This window comes from Cupriavidus necator A5-1 (assembly GCF_000744095.1).
Taxonomy (GTDB): domain Bacteria; phylum Pseudomonadota; class Gammaproteobacteria; order Burkholderiales; family Burkholderiaceae; genus Cupriavidus; species Cupriavidus necator_A.
In genome coordinates this window covers 3,613,807-3,631,180 of record NZ_JQLI01000001.1, presented here as the reverse complement: position 1 = coordinate 3,631,180, position 17,374 = coordinate 3,613,807, and the positions used below count along the sequence as shown (strand labels likewise).

The window sequence follows — 17,374 nt, the reverse complement described above, 5'->3', positions numbered from 1 at the left end:
GGGTGCGCCAACGCCGCCGGAACTAGCCTAAGGATGGTGTTCTCCCTCTCCCCTCAGGGGGGAGAGGGACCGGGGTGAGGGGTGGTTTAGCTAGGTACCACATCAAGCGGGGCCAACGGTTTTAACCCACGGGCGTCTGCCTTTGACACGCCTGCCCTCTCCCCACCCCTCCCGCACGCGAGAGAGGGGTGCCTGCTGCTGTCGTCGTCGTTGCAAACAAGCGGTTGTGAAGAGGCTCAGGCCACGATCCCCACCAGCCGCGACAGCGCCTGCTCCGCGCCCCGGCTCGCCTCGACCACGAAGTCGATAAACCGCCGGACCCGCACCGGCATCTGGCTGCGATGCGGGTAGTACATGTACATGCCGACATTGCTGCTGCTGTACCCCGGCAGGATCGCCTTCAGTCGCCCGCTGACCAGGTCGGCGTGGATCATGTAGGCGGGCAATTGGCCGATGCCCATACCGGACCGCACCGCCTCGACCTCGGTTTCGACGTCATTGAAGCTCGCCACCGCAGGAACCTCCTGGTAGACCAGGTCGCCGTCCACCTGCAGCTCCCACGGCACCACGCGCCCGGTCGAGGGACGCCGGAAGCCGGTGCACTGGTGCTGCAGCAGGTCGTCGAGGAAGGCCGGCTCGCCGTGTCGTGCCAGGTAGTCCGGGGACGCGCAGATAACCAGCGGCAGGTCGCACAGCCGCCGCGCCACCAGGTTCTGGCCCGGGCTGGTGCCGACGCGGAAGCCGACATCGATCTTGGCTTCGACCAGGTCCGTGAAGAGGTCGCTCAGCACCACATCGAAGGTGATGCCGGGGTACTGCTCGCGAAAGCCCCGCACCAGCGGCACCAGCACGCGGCTGCCGAGCGACGGCGGCGCGGTCAGGCGGATCAGGCCGTCGTCGTCGCTCCTGCTGCTGCGGACCAGTTCGAGCGCCTCGTCGAGCTGGCGCATGCCGGGCGCGGCCAGCTCGAACAGGCGGGCGCCTTCGGTGGTGAGGCTGAGCTTGCGGGTGGTGCGGTGGAGCAGGCGTACGCCGAGGTGGTCTTCCAGCGTGCGCACGGCCTTGCTGGCGGCCTGGGGCGTTACGCCGGCCTCGACCGCCGCGCGATGAAAGCTATTGGCTCGAACGACGCCGAGGAAGAGGGTGAGGACGCGGGCCTTGTCCATGATTGGCAACTGGGGGTTGGGGATGTGGGCATCATAGTGCGAATCACGGCTGGATTCGACGGCCGTTGCCTTCCACTGCCCACGGCTGGAAACCACGCGGACCAATGGCTTGCACTATGCCTCGCGACGGTTGGCGATGCGCCGACGTGGCTGTTGCCGAGGCTCGCAGTACGCGAAATGTGCAGTTTGAGCGTGGGCCGGGATAAAGCAGTCGATGCAAGCCGCTGCTGTCACCGGAGTTTGTAATTAAAACCCGTCGTTCTTTGTAATAAGAGAGGTTCCTGACCCTCTCAGTCGCTTGTGCTGGCCATGAATTGCACCGCGAGGGGAGGTAAATGCACCAGCCCCGTGACGGCACGAAAGTTGCGGGGTTCTTGATAGCGATGGGCATATCGCCGGCGCGAGGTTGGATGAGTTACCCAAGTCGACCTTCCCACGCGCAAAAGGCCGTCAGTCGGTTTTCGACCTTACTAGCGCCGATACCTTTGGAACAAGGAGAGCTGTCATGAACATAGTCTGGCTGGTTGGAGCCGTTGTCATCATCCTCGCGGTACTCAGTTTCTTCGGCTTGCGATAGCTCCCGTGAAAGGCGATTGAGCATGCCTCACGCCCCACGCGCTGAACCAAGCAAGTCGCGGACGTCCTCGGCGCGCTCAGCGGGAGTTGGCGCGCGCTGCAGCACTGCGCTCGCGCCGATCCACTGACCCGCGCGCCCGGCATACCCAACGAAAATAGCCCAGCCAGTTCCGCTGGGCTATCCGCATTGCGGCGTGGCTATCGTCACGCATCCCCCCGCTGCCCCGTCCAAATACTCTCTGCAAGCCCGACGGCGGCCTGCGGCACTGCGCGCCCAAATTTCATCCATTCCGACGACGAGCTTTGCCGCCCGTGATGTCAACAATGTCCGACCAAGGCAGCGACAGACCACCCCGAGGAGACAGAGAGACATGAGCAAGCACCCGTTCGACCTGACAGGAAAAGTGGCGCTGGTGACCGGCGGCAACGGCGGCATCGGCCTGGGCATTGCCGAAGGGCTGGCTGCGGCCGGAGCCGATATCGCAATCTGGGGCACCAACGCGGACAAGAATGCCGCGGCGGCCGACCGGCTGAAGCAGCACGGCCGCAAGGTGCATGCCGAGCTCTGCGACGTGGGCGACGAGCAGGCGGTCGATGGCGCCATGCAGCGGACCATCGCCGCGCTGGGCCGTATCGACGGCTGCTTTGCCAATGCGGGCGTCGGCGGCAACAAGAGCCCGTTCGACGCCATGACGGCGGAGGTCTGGCGCAAGACCATGCGCGTGAACCTGGACGGCGCGTTTTTCACGCTGCGGGCCGCGGTGCGGCAGATGCTGGCGCAGGGCGAGGGCGGCGTGCTTTGCACCACGGCGTCGGTGGCGGCGATCGAGGGCGCGCCGCGCTCGGAGCACTATGCCGCGACCAAGGGCGGCGTGATCTCCATGATGCGCGGGCTGGCCGTCGAGTATGCGCGCAAAGGCATCCGCGCCCATTCGATCCTGCCGGGCTGGATCAAGACCGAGATGACCGGCGCGGCGCAGGCCAACGACGCGTTCCAGGAGATGGTGCACAAGCGCGTGCCGATGCGTCGCTGGGGCGAGGGCAGCGACTTCGCCGGCATCGCGGTCTACCTGATGAGCCCGGCGTCGGCCTATCACACGGGCGATACCTTCGTCATCGACGGCGGCTATACGCTGTTCTGAGCGGGACGCCCCACCGGCCAGACCCGGCCGCCGCCGACCACATAGGCGCGCTCATCCGGCTGCGGCCGCACCGTGGCGTGGCCCGTGAAGGCGCCGAAGGCGGGCAGGATGGCGCCGCGCGGGCCGAACAGGAAGCAGGGCAGGCGCAGGCTGTCCGCGCCTGCACCGCGCAGCAGGCAAGCCGGGTGCAAGTGGCCGGCCAGCACGTAACCCTGCGGCGAAACGCCGGGCATATGGCATAGCGCGAACGGGCCCGCCACCGCGGGTTCCGTCACCACGGCGATGTCCATCGACTCCGGCGGGTCACCGGCGCGGGCATCGTGGTTGCCGCGTACCAGGGTGCAGCGTGCCTGCGGCGGCAGCCCGTGCCGCCAGTGATCGAGCGCCTGCAGCACCGCCTGCGTGCGCGCGGCGCGCGCGTGCAGGAAGTCGCCGAGGAACACCAGTTCTTCCACCGGCAGTTGCCGGGTCAGCCGGGTCAGCAGCGCCAGGTTGTCGCCGGTGGTGCCGTGCGGCACCGGCTGCCCCAGCGCGCGGAACGCCGCGGCCTTGCCGAAGTGGACATCCGCCACCATCAGCATGCCGGCCGCAGGCCACCAGATCGCATGCTCGGGCAGCAGCCACAGCGTCTCGCCGGCGGCGGTTACGGTGAAGGCGCCGTGCGCTTCCAATGTGCGGGCATCCGGGTTCATAGCAGCGGTAAGGGCTTCGAAGGCTTGCGCACCCGGCGCGGCTTGCGTGGCGGGCGCCCGGACGGGCCGGCGTGGTCTGCCATGCCGAATCGGGCGGCTTCTGCCACTGCGTCGGCCGGCATGTTTTCCGCTTCTCCCGGCTCCGGACCCGCCGCCAGTTCCAGATCTGCCAGCATGCGGGCGATGCGGTCGGCCAGCTTCTCGGTGCTCAGCTTCTCACGCAGGAACTCCACCACCAGCGGGAACGACAGCGGCGTGGGCCGCTTCAGTTCATGCAGGTCGAGCTTCAGCGCCGACAGGCGTTCGAGCGTATCGGCCAGCCGGTGCGCATCCAGCTCTTGCATCAGTACCTCGCGCTCGGCCTGGCCGAGCAGCAGGTTGCCGGGATCGTGCTTGCGGAAGACCTCGTAGAACAGGCTCGACGAAGCCTGTAGCTGGCGCGCGCTCTTGGGCGCGCCGGGGTAGCCCTGGAAGATCAGACCGGCCACGCGCGCGATCTCGCGGAAGCGGCGCAGCGACAGCTCGCCCGCGTTGAGGCTGCCCAGCACGTCGGCGGCGAGGTCGCGCTGGCGCTCCTCGGCCAGCACCTGCGGCAGCCAATGGGCCCAGTCCAGCGGCGCGGAGGCCAGCAATTCAAGCCCGTAGTCGTTGACCGCGACCGAGAACGTGGCCGGCACCTTCTGCCCCAGGCGCCAGGCCAGCAGGCTGCCGAGCCCCAGATGGACCGAGCGGCCAGCGAACGGGTACAGGAACAGGTGCCAGCCCTCGCGCGAGTGCAACGACTCGGCCAGCAACGTATGGCGGGTGGGCAGGGCCGACCACTGCGCCTGCAGGTCCACCAGCGGCTGGATCAGCGGCAGCTCGGGCGTAGCGCGCGGATCGAGCCGGCCCGCGGCGGCGGCTTCGAGCGTGTCGATCACGGCTTCGGCCAGCTCGGTCGACATCGGCATCTTGCCGCCATTCCAGCGCGGCACCACCGGGCGGTTGCCGGTGGCGCGGCGCACGTAGGCGGTCATTTCCTGCACGCGCACCAGCTCCAGCAAGCGGCCGCCAAACAGGAAGCAGTCGCCCGGCGCCAGCCGCGCGATAAAGCCTTCCTCGACCGTGCCGAGCGAGGCGCCGCCGCTGCCCGCGCGGCTCCAGTAGCGCACCTGCATGGTGGCATCGCTGACGATGGTGCCCACGCTTATGCGGTGGCGCCGCGCGAGCCCCATGTCCGGCACGCGCCAGACGCCTTCCTCGTCCGGCACCGCGCGGCGGAAGTCGGGATAGGCCGACAGCGTGGCGCCGCCCTGACGCACGAAGTCCAGGCACCATTGCCATTCTTCGTCGGTCAGGTTGCGGTAGGCCCACGCTGAGCGTACCTCGGCCAGAAGTGCTTCCGGGCGGAAGCCGCCGCCGAGCGCCACCGTTACCAGGTGCTGCACCAGCACGTCGAGCGGCTTGTCGGGGGACTCGCGCGCCTCGATGCGGCCGGCTTGTACCGCGTGCCGTGCCGCCACCGCTTCCACCAGTTCCAGGCTGTGCGTGGGCACTACGGTCACGCGCGAAGCGCGTCCCGGCGCGTGGCCGGAGCGGCCGGCGCGCTGCAGCAGCCGGGCCACGCCCTTGGGAGAGCCGACCTGCAGCACGCGTTCCACCGGCAAAAAGTCCACCCCGAGGTCAAGGCTGGAGGTGCATACCACCGCGCGCAACATGCCGTTCTTCAGATTCAGTTCGACCCATTCACGCACGTCACGGTCGAGCGAGCCGTGGTGCAGCGCGATCTCGCCGGCCCAGTCCGGCCGTGCGTCGAGCAGCGCCTGGTACCACAGCTCGGCCTGCGAGCGGGTGTTGAGGAATACCAGCGTGGTGCCGCTGTGCGCCAGCTCCTCGACCACGTGCGGCAGCATTGACAGGCCGAGGTGGCCGGCAAATGGGAAGCGGCTGGCGTTGTCGGGCAGCAGCGTGTCGATCACCAGTTTCTTGGGCGTATGCCCGTGCACCAGCACGCGCCGCTCGTCAGGCACGCCGGACAGCAGCACGTCGGCCGCATGAGGCAGATTGCCCAGCGTGGCTGACAGCCCCCACACCATCAGCGCCGGCTGCCACTGCCGCAGCCGCGCCAGCGCGAGCTGCACCTGCACGCCGCGCTTGTTGCCGAGCAGTTCGTGCCATTCGTCGACCACCACCATGCGCACGCGGCGCAGCGTTTCGTGCGCATCCGCGCGCGTCAGCATCAGCGTCAGGCTTTCGGGCGTGGTGACCAGCGCGGTAGGCAGCCGGCGCTGCAGCGCGGCGCGCTCGGCGCTGCCGGTGTCGCCGGTGCGCAGTGCGACGGTCCAGTCCAGGTCCAGTTCGGGCAGCGGCGCCTGCAAGGCGCGCGTGGTGTCGGCGGCAAGGGCGCGCATCGGCGTCAGCCACAGCACTGTCAGCGGCGGCGCGGGTTTGTCGTGGGACGGTGCCGCGCGCGGCGTGCCGAACGCCATCAGCGCGCCCAGCCATGCCGCATAGGTCTTGCCGGTGCCGGTGGTGGCATGCAGCAGCCCGCTCTGGCCGTGCGCGATCGCGGTCCAGACCTCGCGCTGGAAGGCGAACGGTTGCCAGCCGCGCACGTCGAACAGCGCCGACAGGCCCTGGGCGATTGTCAGCGGCTCGGTAGCGGTTTCTTCGGCGGGCTGGCGCGCGGCGCGCGGCGGGCTCATGCCGCATCCTCCCGCTGCGCTGCAGCGGCCGGCAGCATTGCTTCCAGCGTGGCCAGCGTGTCGGCTTCTTCGATGGGCTTGTCGGTGCGCCAGCGCAGCATGCGTGGAAAGCGCACCGCGATGCCGCTCTTGTGGCGGCTACTGCGGGCGATGCCCTCGAAGCCGAGTTCGAATACCTGCGTGGGCTCCACGCTGCGCACCGGCCCGAATTTCTCGACCGTGGTCCGGCGCACGATCGCGTCGACCGCGCGCATCTCTTCATCGGTCAGTCCGGAATATGCCTTGGCGAATGGCACCAGCGCGCGGTCGTGCGTGCCGGGCGGGGCGTTCCAGACCGCGAAGGTAAAGTCGGTGTAGAGGCTGGCGCGGCGGCCATGTCCGCGCTGCGCGTAGACCAGCACCGCATCGACAGAATACGGGTCGATCTTCCACTTCCACCAGACGCCTACATCCTTGGTGCGGCCGGCGCCGTAGGCGGCGCTAGTGGCCTTCAGTATGAAGCCTTCGACGCCGAGTTCGCGCGAGGCGTCGCGCAGTCGCGCGAAGCGTTCCCAGCTTTCGGCCTCGACCAGCGGGCTGAGTTCGAGCGAGGGATGGACGTAGTCCGACACCACCTGTTCCAGCCGCCTGCGCCGTTCGGCCTGCGGGCGGGTGCGCCAGTCCTCGCCCTCCCATTCGAGCAGGTCATAGGCCATTAGGATGGCGGGCGCCTCGCGCAGCAGCCTGGCGCTCAGCGTCTTGCGGCCGATGCGCTGCTGCAGCAATGCGAAGGGCTGCACGCGGCCCTGTTTCCAGACCACGATCTCGCCGTCGAGCACGGTGCCGTCCGGCAGTTGCCCGGTCGCTTCCAGGATTTCCGGAAAGCGTTCGGTGATCAGCTCCTCGCCGCGCGACCACAGCCAGGTCTGGCCGCCGCGCCGGACAAGCTGCGCGCGGATGCCGTCCCACTTCCATTCGACCAGCCAGTTCTCCGGCGCGCCGAGCACGGATTCGAACTGCTCGACCGGTGCCTGCAGTGGATGGGCTAAGAAGAACGGGTAGGGCTGGCCGCTGGCGCGCAGTTCGCGGTCGTCGTCGCTCTCTGGCGCGAGCAGCGCGAGGAAGCGTGCCGCATCGGGCCGGGCCGACAGGTCGGTGTAGCCGACCATGCGCTCGGCCACGCGCTTGGGATCGATATTTGCCACTTCGCCCAGCGCACGCGTCACCAGCAGCCGCGACACGCCCACGCGGAAGGCGCCGGTGATCAGCTTGAACAGCACCAGCCGGCCGTGCGCGTCGAGCCGCCGCCACAGTGCGTCGAGGCGTGGCATCAGTTCCTCCGGCGGCAGCCCGCGCAGCGGCAGCAGGCGTTGCTCGACCCATTCAGCCAGGCCGGCGTGATCGGCGTCCATCGGGTCGGGCAGCAGCAGGGCGATGGTTTCGGCGAGGTCGCCAACGGCCTGGTAGCTTTCCTCGAACAGCCAGTCTGGCAGGTCCGCGGCCTGGCGCGCCAGTTCGCGCAGCAGCGACACCGGCACGATCTGGCGCGGCTTGCCGCCGGCCAGGAAATACACGGCCCAGGCGGCGTCTTCCGGCGGCGCGACGCGCAGGTAGTCGACCAACTCGGCCAGCCGCGCCTTGGTAGAAGTGGTGCCATCGAGCGCGGCGTAGAGGTCGGCGAACGCCTTCATGGCGCGGCCTCCTCGTTGCTGGCCTCGGACGGCTCCGCAACCTGCGCTTCACTGCGCGCGGATTCGTCGTCGTCGCCGTATTCGGTGTCGAAGGCCTGCGCCTGCCAGCCGCGTTCGTTCAGGTAGCGCACCATCACCGGCACGTTGCCGTGGGTCACGATGATGCGGCCCGCGCCGGTGGCGGCGATGGCTTTCAGCAACCCGGGCCAGTCGGCATGGTCGGACAGCGCAAAGCCGCGATCGACGCCACGGCGCCGGCGCGTGCCGCGCAACTGCATCCAGCCGCTGGCGAAGGCGTCGGACGCATCGCCGAAGCGCCGCAACCACGTCGAACGCTGCGCCGATGGTGGCGCCACCACCAGCGCCTGGCGCAGCAGCGGGCTGCGCGGCGGCAGCTCCGTGGCCAGCGCCATTGGTGGCAACGCCACGCCGGCTTCGGCATAGGCGGCGTTGAGCACGGTCAGCGCGCCATGCACGACCACCGGGCCGGGCATGCCGTCGGCGCCGGCATGGCGCAGCAGGCCGTGCAGGATGCGCTGGGCCTTGCCGAAGGTGTAGGCGTAAACGATGCTGGCGCGGCCGGCCTGCGCGTTGGTTTGCCACCAGTGGAAGATCTCCGCCATCAGCGTCGCCTGCGGCGGCCAGCGGTAGATCGGCAGGCCAAAGGTGCTTTCGGTGATGAAGGTGTCGCACGGCACTGGCTCGAACGGATCGCAGGTGCCGTCGGCTTCGAGCTTGTAGTCGCCGGAGGCCACCCAGACCTGGCCGCGGTATTCCAGGCGTACCTGTGCCGAGCCCAGCACATGTCCGGCCGGATGCAGACTCAGCGTGACGCCGTGGTGGGTGATGCGTTCGCCGTAGCGCAGCGTGTTCAGGTGGATGCCGGGCAGGCGCGCCCACAGCACGCCCCGGCCGGGTTCCGAGCACAGGTAGTGACCGTGGCCGAAACGTGCGTGATCGGAATGGGCATGGGTGATGACGGCGCGCTCGACCGGGCGCCAAGGATCGATATAGAAGTCGCCGGGCGGGCAATAGAGGCCCTCCGGGCGGGCGACGATGAGATCGCCGGCGGGGGCGGGTTCAGCCTGCGGGGGCCGGGCTGGGGCCAAGCGTGCCTCCTGATGCACTGCGGCCAGCGGGCGGCCGCGATGCTCCCGGGGCGGGAGACTTGGGAATCATACTGCGGCGGTTCAGGGGCCGTGGATTCGGTGGAGTCCGGTTTGGGTGTCGGTGGAGGTCCGACAAAAGCGGCCAGGTAGAGGGCAGGCGTTTCGCCGGAGTGAATTACTCACCTCCCGAGTAAGCCATTGACAATTCAGGCGAGGTATTGCCTAGCTTTTTCTTCCAGTTCAGTAGCGAAGTTGTCCAATTCCAACCAACGCTGTTCTATCCCATCGCGCTTGCCCTCCAACAACTGGGCCCCAAAGAGCCCAAAGAGACCTCTCTTCTTCAGTCAGCCTGGACGCGTGGTGGAACAGAGCTTGTGCTTGTTCGCGACCAGAGAAATTTGCAGCTGCGGCTGCTCTGTTTTCCGGATAATGGTTGCACTCAAGTTGCTGCAAGGGGCGAAGGCACCCATGGTCTGCCAACTTCACCATCAGGCTAAGCATGTAATGAGCGCGACGGCCATAGCAGCCAGCCACGAGATACCCGCGGGCCACCTGACGGATGGTGTAGTCGGGTGCCATTAATCAAACCATATCGACGAAATTTCGGATATTGCTTGATGTTGTCAACGCTATAAACCGAGCTGGTGAGCTTGTTAAAGCTGCGCTGTATAAGCCGAGTACGTTCCAATATTTCTGCGTCAACGTGATCGAATACCGCCATGGTGTCAATATCAGAATCCGCTCTCATGTCCCCCCGGGCGGCGCTTCCGTGCAAATAATACGAGAGCATACGATTGCCGAATGTGTCGCTCATGGCCATCACTATCGGCTCCGTCATCGCCCGAATAGATTCGGGTGGTGCTTCGGCTTCCTCAGCAACCAGGGGTTGCGTGTCGCGGTAGCAAGAGACCATGTGTTTCGAATAGCACTCTATAATTCCGCTCAGACGTGCCGCCGTGTGGCGAAATTCATCGACATTTTCCAATAACCGGTGTTCGAGTGGCTGCCAGTTTTCATTAGCATGCATCAGCCAGCCAATGTCCTCCTCATTCAGGCCCGCCACGGTTCGAATTTGATACTCGCCTGTTTTAAGTAGTCCCAGTAGCTTGCATATCGCGTTTTCCGCGTAACGCATAGCCCAACCTAACTGGCGTACTCCCCAAGTGTGCGTCTTCGCCGGCAGATCGCGAAGATAATAGAGGCGAGCGGCATGGGCCGATCCGAAGATCGCTTGCCGGACGGCCTCTGGCAAGTCTGATTCTCCGTCCTTTAATACCAGGTCTACAATGTCATTACGATAGAGCCAAGCGCAGGTATGGAACTGCCACACACCGTGTGCGGGATACCCGGCCAGTTCTCTTTCAGTCAGATAGTTCAGTACCAACTCCGGAAACTCCGCCTGTAAATAACGAACGCGGAATACCGCTTTCTGCCCTGCCGCCTCACGGAGAATCAAATAATAGTGCCCTGAAGCTCTCGAGAAATAATCTGGTTGTCGCAAGTACGAATCCGTTCTCGCAATGCCAGCCAGATTTTCTCTACACAGGTCTTGAGCACAAGCAAGAAAATACTGAGTTCGAGCATCAATTTTATCGTTCATGGTCAGCAACATGGCTTCCAGCGTGGCGGGAGCCAGGGTGTGGTCGCCCGTGGCATCGCAGAATACTCAATATTGGTCGCGATAAACGGGGTATGTAACAGGAAGGCTCTCAAAGTACAGGCCGAAGAATCTCAGAGGCCAGACGAAGAAGCTCAACGTACAGACGTCGACTGGTTGCCAAGGTGCGTGAGAACAGTGTCTCAGTGTGCTTGGAACCGAAAGCCTAAGAGTTCTTGGTGGGGGAAGTCTGACTTCGCCGCAGGAGGCGGAGAATAACGATTGGGGGCTGAGCATTTCGCCAGCGGCAGTCGTCGGAGGTGGACTTGGGCGACTGCCTGGCGCGCGCTTGAAGCTACAGCGGCTGTAGCCAGCCGCTACGTCAGTAGTTCCCCATGGCAGGCAGGAAAGCTAGCAAGCCGGCAGTGCGCGGAGCCCGTGCCATCAATGCATCCGCGCGACCACATTCCTCAAAGCACGTCGTCCTTCAAGTGATACCAGTGATAAAGCACCCGCTGCCCCATCCTCCGGAACGGCGCAAACATCTGCGACTCCACCATCTCCCGCACATTTGGAAACGGCAGCGGCGAGCGAAAGATCGGCAACTCCGGCAGCGCTGACGCCTTGCCCGCAATCAACGCCGCCAGCCGCTTGCCGGCCTGCGCGGAGTACATCACGCCATTCCCGCCATAGCCCATCGCGTAGTAGATCGAGTGCGCAGGATCCGGCTGGGTAATGCGCGGCATCATGTCGTGACTGACATCGACCCAACCCCACCACGAGTAGTCGACCTGGATACCCTGCAGCGCCGGGAATTTGCGATACATATCCCCGATCAGCTTCTGCTTGTACTGTTCCTGCGGCGCGTCATTGCCGGTGATGGCGCTGCGGCTGCCGATCTGCAGGCGGCCGTCGGGCATCAGCCGGTAGTAGTGGCGCAGGATGCGCGTATCGGTAATGACCTGGGTCGTGCGGAAGTTGCACGCGGCGCGTTCCTCGGCGGTGAGCGGGCGCGTGACGATCGAGTTCGACAGGATCGGGAACAGCCGGTTCTTGAGTTCGCGGTGCAGCGTCTGCGAGGTATAGCCGCCGGTGGCCACGCCCACGGCGCGGGCGCGCACGATGCCGCCGGGCGTGCGCAGGTAATGCACGCCGTTGCGAGTTTCCCAGCTGGTCACCGGGCTGGACGGATGCACCTTCGCACCGAGCTCGCGCGCGCGCCGCAGGTAGCCGAAGGCGAGCTTGCCGGCGTGGATGCCGATGCCTTCAGGCTCGTGCATGGCGCCGGCGGCTTCCTTGTCGTCGACGTATTCGCGCCGCACGGTATCGGCATCCAGGATGCGTGCGTCGTAATTGAAGACCTCTCGCAGGACCTTGGCTTCCTTTTCCAGCGTCGGCATCACCTTGTCGCGGTGCGCGATGTAGAGGTGGCCGCCCGGCTGCGGATCGCAGTCGATGTCCTTGATCAGGCCCTTGAAGGTCTCCATGCCGGCGCAGACCTCTTCATGCAGGCGCAGCGCGGTATCGAGACCGTAGCGCTGGATCCATTGCGAACGCTTGAGCCGCCCCGACGCGCATTGCGCCTGGCCGCCGTTGCGCGTGCTGCAGCCCCAGCTGACGCGATTCGCTTCCAGCACGGTGGCCTTGATGCCGTGTTCCTGCGCCAGGAAGATGGCGCAGGTCAGGCCGGTGAAGCCCGAGCCGATGATCGCCACATCGACGTCGATGTCATGCGTGATCGGGCCGTCGTCGGCGGGCGGCTCGCCGGCGGTGCCGATCCAGTAGGTCGGCGCGTATTCGCGCCCGTGTCCGGGGGTGGGGGTGTGCAGCGGGTCGTAGGCGGGGTCGTACGGCCGGGTGGGCGCGGTCGAGTGCTCGCCGGCCAGGACATTGCGGGGAACTACGGCTTGCATGGCGCGTCTCCTGTTCTCAGGCTGCGGGAGTCACTACGGGCGGACGGTCCTTGCGGTACGCGTTCTTGACCGCGATCTTGCCGTCGCGGAAGGTAAAGACGTCCACCATGCGCGCCTCGATGCGCGCGCCGTCGGTACGGGTGCCGCGGAAGGTCGATTCGCTGACGCCGCGGTCGCCGGCGACGAAGTGCTCGCCATCGATCCATTGCGCGTCCGGGAAGGTCTGCCACGCGAGCTGGAAGCCTTCGCGCACCGCGTCGCGGCCGATAAAGCTGCGGCCCAGCAGCTCGCCCCCGGCCACGCCGTGGAAGGCGCAGTCATCGGCCATGAAGCCCATCAGCGCGTCGATGTCGTGGCGGTTCCAGGCGTCGTTGAAGGCCTGCAGCAGTTCGATGCCGGTGGCGTTGTGGTTCTGGTCGGACATGGCTTGGTCTCCTGAGTGTTGTCTGCCGATCCGTTCAGGACCGGCCATGACTCGAGGATAGGGAAGCCGGGCGTCGCGCTGTAGCGCCAGTTCGGGATTATCGCTTGGGCCAGCGACGCCGCCGGTGTTCAGGCCGCGGGACGGGCCCGGGAAGTGACGGCAGGCGCGCTGCCGGCGGTGGCTTGCAGTTCACGCGCCACGCCCGCCAGCACGCGGATGCCGGGTTCGATGCGGTCCAGCGAGATCGACGAATAGCCCAGCCGGAAGCAATTGCGCGGCGCGGGCTCCGCCATGAAAAAGACGCTGCCCGGCTCGATCAGCACGCCCTGCAGCTCCGCCAGTCGCGCCAGCGCATCGGCATCGAGCCACGGCGGGCCTTCGATCCAGCAAGAAGCGCCACCGGCGATCGGCACGGGTCGGAAGTCGGGCATATGCGTGGCCAGCGCCGCCAGCACCGCATCGGCGCGCTCGCGGTGCGCCGCCGACAGCCGGCGCAGGTGCGCGTCATAGTGGCCGAGCGACAGGAACAGCGAGAACGCGCGCTGGATATACGCCGACGGGTGCCGCAGCATCAGCCGGCGCGCGCCGCGCAGCTCGGCGATCAGCGCTGCCGGCCCGACGATATAGCCGATGCGCAGCCCCGGCGCCAGGCTCTTGGACAGGCTGCCGACGTAGATCACGCGGTTGCTGCGGTCCAGGCTCTTGAGCGTGGGGGTGGGATCGCCTTCGAAGCGGCTCTCGCTTTCGTAGTCATCCTCGATCAGCACGAAGTCCGCGTCCTCGGCCTGGCGCAGCAGCGCCAGGCGTCGCGCCAGCGGCATGGTGACCGTGGTGGGGCACTGGTGGCCTGGGGTCACGTAGACGTAGTCGCACGTGCGCTGCGCGTCGGACATCACCAGGCCGTCGCTGTCGACCGGCAGCGGCACCAGCAGCGAGGTGTGCGAGCCGAAGATATTGCGCGCATCGGGATAGCCGGGGTCTTCGATGCCGACCGGCGTGTCGGGGCTGACCAGCAGGTCGGCCAGCAGGTACAGCGCCTGCTGCGCACCCACCGTCACCACGATCTCGTCGGTGCCGGCCCACACACCGCGGCGTGGCAGCACGCGCGTGCGGATCTGCTGCACCAGCGATTCGTCGTCGCGCAGGATCATGTCCTGGGCCCAGTCGTGGATGTCGAGCACGCTGAGCGCCTTCAGGCAGCATTCGCGCCAGTCGGCGGTGGGGAACAGCACGGGGTCGTACTGGCCGTAGAGGAAGGGGTAGGGGTAGTCGCGCCAGTTGGCGCGCTTGACGATATTGCGCTGCTGCGTGGGGCGGAACACGAAGCGCCGCTCCCAGTCGGGTTCGCCCGCACGCGCGGGCACCGGCTCGCCGCGCAGCGAGGCCACGCCGCTCACGCGCGTGCCGAGGATCTCCGGGTTGACGAAGTAGCCGCTGCGCTCACGCGCCACCAGGTAACCCTCATCGACCAACTGCTGGTAGGCCAGCACCACCGTATTGCGCGCCACGCGCAGCTGCGCCGACAGTTCGCGGCTGCTAGGCAGCGGCTCGCCCTGCGGCAGTTGCTCGTCGAGGATGGCCGAGACCAGCATCTGGCGGATCTTGCCTTGCAGGCTCAGGCCCGACAGCGCGTGCTGCTGGAACAGCTGGAACCACATCGTGGTGGGGGACTTGAGGCTCATGGGGCGGCAGGCAACACGGCGAAGCGCGCCAGCATACCGCACCGGCGCGCCACGTCAGTCATCAATACTCATGCAGGTCCGGTCGGGGCATCTCTGCGAGCGACACTACCGGATCCACGCCACGACGAAACAGTTGCCGCGCCGCGTACGCCACCAGCAGGATCGCCAGGCTGACCACGCCCAGGGCGAGCGGCGTGCGCTGGTCGGGGATGAAGGCCATCGCGATCACGATGCCCAGCATGCCGACGATCGCCACGTAGGTGAGATACGGATAGCACCACATCCGCACGCGCAGCCGGTCCGGGGCTTCGCGCTCCAGGCGGGCGCGCAGGCGCAGCTGCGCGATCGCGATCAGGATGTAGACGAAGATCGCGACGGTGCCGTACGAGTTGACCAGGAAGGCGAACACCGTATCGGGCGAGACATAGGACATCACCACCGCACCGTAGCCGAACAGCGTGGCCATCAGGATGGCGCGCGTCGGCACGCCGTTGCGGCTCACGTGTGCCAGCGACTTGGGCGCGTCACCGCGGCGGGTCAGCGCGAACAGCATGCGCGACGAGGCGTACAGGCCCGAGTTGAGCGCCGACAGCACCGCGGTCAGCACGATTGCGTTCATGATCTGCGCGGCGGCCGGTACGCCCATCACGTTCAGCGCGCTGACGTACGGCGTGGCAATGCTGGTGGAATTCCACGGTACCAGGCACACCACTAGCAGGATCGAGCCGACATAGAACACCAGGACGCGCGTGATCACCGAGTTGGTGGCCTTGGCCACGGCCTTCTGCGGCTCGGCGGTCTCGGCGGCGGCGATGGTGACGATCTCGGCGCCGAAGTAGAAGCCCGTGGCCGCGACCGCGCCGGTCAGCACCGGCACGATGCCGTGGGGCATGAAGCCGCCGTTGGCGGTCAGGTTGGCCACCTGCATGCCATGCGCGCCCGGGGTCAGGCCCAGTACATAGACGCCCGCGACGAACAGGAACACCATGATCGCGGCGACCTTGATCGACGCGAACCAGAACTCGAACTCGCCGAAGGATTTGACCGAGACCAGGTTGGTCAGCGTCAGCATCACCAGCAAGACCAGACTGATGATCCAGTTGGGTACGTCGGGCAGCCAGTAGCGCACCAGGTCGGCACCGGCCACGGCTTCGAGTGCCACCACGATGACCCAGAAATACCAGTACATCCAGCCGGTCAGGAAGCCGGCGAGGTTGCCCACCGCCGGGCGGTCGCGCCAGGCTTCGCGCGCATATTCGTAGAAGGAGCCGCCGCCGGGCATGGCACAGGCCATCTCGCCCAGCATGCGCATCACCAGCACCACGAGCAGGCCGGTGATCAGGAAGGAAAGGACCGCGGCCGGGCCGGCCGACTTGATGACGACGCCGCTGCCGACGAAGAGGCCAGCGCCGATCACGCCGCCGAGGGCGATCATGGTCATGTGGCGTTGCTTGAGGCCGTGGGATAGCCCGTTGCCGGACTGGGGTTGTTGGATCATGTTGTGTCTCCTGTGCTGCGCTTGCTGCCGGTACTGCATTGCAGCCAGTACAGCGTTTTGGGCAGGCGCCACGGCTTCTCTTCTGTATAGGTGGCGGGGCGGTAAATACCAGCCTGTGCCAGCCTGGGGCCGTGGTCGGTTCAGTGTTCGCAATCCCGAAACGGATCGCCTATCCGTCCATGTCGACTTGTCTCCGGTGATCGCTTAAAAAATCGGAACCAGAAGTTCCAAAAAATCGTTGTTTAGCTGGAATGTAGGCCGTCAACGGCGGAAGGTCAACCAGAAGTTTCGATAATTGATATGATTTGACTCTGAAAATGAAACTTACCTATGATGGAGCCAGGCATGAACGATATGCGCCTCACCAAAAGTGACGCCAAGCCTGACGGAGACACGCCGGCACTGCGGCTGTTCGGGCTGCTCGAAGTCATCGCCGAGAAGGACCAGGCCTTCAACCTGCAGGCGCTGGTGGAAGAGACCGGCCTGCCCAAGCCCACGCTGCACCGCATGCTGCAGCAGCTCGAGGCCGCGGGCCTGATCCAGCGCAACGGCGACGGCAGGCAATACGGCACCGGCCTGCGGCTGCGCCGGCTGGCGGAGAACCTGTTGCTCAACAGCACCTCGCACGGCGCGCGCCACATGGTGCTGCGGCGGCTGGTGGAAGAGGTCGGCGAGAGCTGCAACCTGACCGCGTTCTCGGGTGGCGAAGTGCTGTACCTGGATCGCGTGGAGACGGCGGCGCCGCTGCGCTTCTACCTGCACCCGGGCTCGCGCGTGCCGGCGCATTGCTCGGCCACCGGCAAGCTGTTCCTGGCGCAACTGGCGCCGGCGCAGCGGCAGCGGCTGCTGGGGCACGTGGAGCTGGAGCGCTACACGCAGAACACGCTGACCGACCACGCGCAGCTGGAAGCCGAACTGGAGCGCGTGAAGCGCGACGGCTACGCGATGGACGATGAGGAGTTTCTGCCCGGGCTGCTCTGCATCGGCGTGCTGGTGCCGGCCGCGGACGGCGGCAAATCCAACCTGGGGCTGGCGCTGCAGGCCCCGGTGATGCGGGTGGCGCGCGACAAGGTATTGCAGTTGCTGCCCGCGCTGCAGCGCGCAGCCGGTGCGCTGGCGGCGATCGAGGCCGACAGTGCCAGCGCCTGGCACGGCGGCGCGGAAGAGGACGAATAGCGCGCACGGCGTCACGCGGTTTGCTCCGCTGGTCGCACTGCGCAG

General features: G+C 66.6%; 12 protein-coding genes. 2 read left to right on the top strand and 10 right to left on the bottom strand.

Annotated features, from left to right (window positions below):
* Nucleotides 1-236: 236 nt before the first annotated feature.
* Nucleotides 237-1,166: a LysR family transcriptional regulator gene (locus tag K307_RS16135; protein ID WP_042879568.1), complete on the bottom strand. Its 930-nt coding sequence runs from the start codon at nt 1,164-1,166 to the stop codon at nt 237-239.
* A 947-nt stretch (nt 1,167-2,113) separates the two neighbouring features.
* Here K307_RS16135 and K307_RS16130 point away from each other — a divergent pair.
* Nucleotides 2,114-2,884, top strand: a complete 771-nt coding sequence (locus K307_RS16130) for an SDR family NAD(P)-dependent oxidoreductase (RefSeq protein ID WP_042879566.1) — start codon at nt 2,114-2,116, stop codon at nt 2,882-2,884.
* On the opposite strand, the gene pdeM is transcribed toward K307_RS16130, so the two are convergent.
* From pdeM to K307_RS16090, 9 genes are all read right to left on the bottom strand, one after another.
* Entirely contained in the window at nt 2,869-3,576 is a 708-nt protein-coding gene (gene pdeM, locus K307_RS16125) for a ligase-associated DNA damage response endonuclease PdeM (RefSeq protein WP_042879564.1), read from the bottom strand. The two genes, K307_RS16130 and pdeM, sit on opposite strands and share 16 nt — an antisense overlap.
* Nucleotides 3,573-6,260, bottom strand: coding sequence for a ligase-associated DNA damage response DEXH box helicase (locus tag K307_RS16120; protein ID WP_042879561.1), 2,688 nt, complete (start codon nt 6,258-6,260; stop codon nt 3,573-3,575). Before K307_RS16120 ends, pdeM begins: the two co-directional genes overlap by 4 nt.
* Complete coding sequence (locus tag K307_RS16115; protein WP_042879559.1) at nt 6,257-7,930, bottom strand: ATP-dependent DNA ligase; 1,674 nt, start codon at nt 7,928-7,930, stop codon at nt 6,257-6,259. Before K307_RS16115 ends, K307_RS16120 begins: the two co-directional genes overlap by 4 nt.
* Entirely contained in the window at nt 7,927-9,039 is a 1,113-nt protein-coding gene (locus tag K307_RS16110) for a ligase-associated DNA damage response exonuclease (protein WP_051974928.1), read from the bottom strand. The genes K307_RS16115 and K307_RS16110 overlap by 4 nt, the downstream gene beginning before the upstream one ends.
* Nucleotides 9,040-9,532: 493 nt before the next feature.
* A complete protein-coding gene (locus tag K307_RS46195; RefSeq protein WP_080745043.1) occupies nt 9,533-10,651 on the bottom strand; it encodes a nucleotidyltransferase domain-containing protein in 1,119 nt (372 codons plus the stop codon).
* A gap of 455 nt (nt 10,652-11,106) precedes the next feature.
* The gene (locus K307_RS16105; protein WP_042879555.1) at nt 11,107-12,549 is read right to left on the bottom strand and encodes an NAD(P)/FAD-dependent oxidoreductase; all 1,443 of its coding nucleotides are present in this window, start codon (nt 12,547-12,549) and stop codon (nt 11,107-11,109) included.
* 16 nt (nt 12,550-12,565) lie between these two features.
* Entirely contained in the window at nt 12,566-12,973 is a 408-nt protein-coding gene (locus K307_RS16100) for a nuclear transport factor 2 family protein (RefSeq protein ID WP_042879554.1), read from the bottom strand.
* A 128-nt stretch (nt 12,974-13,101) separates the two neighbouring features.
* On the bottom strand, nt 13,102-14,655 hold the full coding sequence (locus tag K307_RS16095) for a PLP-dependent aminotransferase family protein (protein WP_042879552.1): 1,554 nt from the start codon (nt 14,653-14,655) through the stop codon (nt 13,102-13,104).
* Nucleotides 14,656-14,716: 61 nt separating this feature from the next.
* Complete coding sequence (locus tag K307_RS16090) at nt 14,717-16,153, bottom strand: amino acid permease (RefSeq protein ID WP_042879550.1); 1,437 nt, start codon at nt 16,151-16,153, stop codon at nt 14,717-14,719.
* A 345-nt stretch (nt 16,154-16,498) separates the two neighbouring features.
* Between K307_RS16090 and K307_RS16085 the strand changes: the two genes are divergently transcribed.
* Complete coding sequence (locus tag K307_RS16085; RefSeq protein WP_042882154.1) at nt 16,499-17,329, top strand: IclR family transcriptional regulator; 831 nt, start codon at nt 16,499-16,501, stop codon at nt 17,327-17,329.
* Nucleotides 17,330-17,374 lie beyond the last annotated feature (45 nt).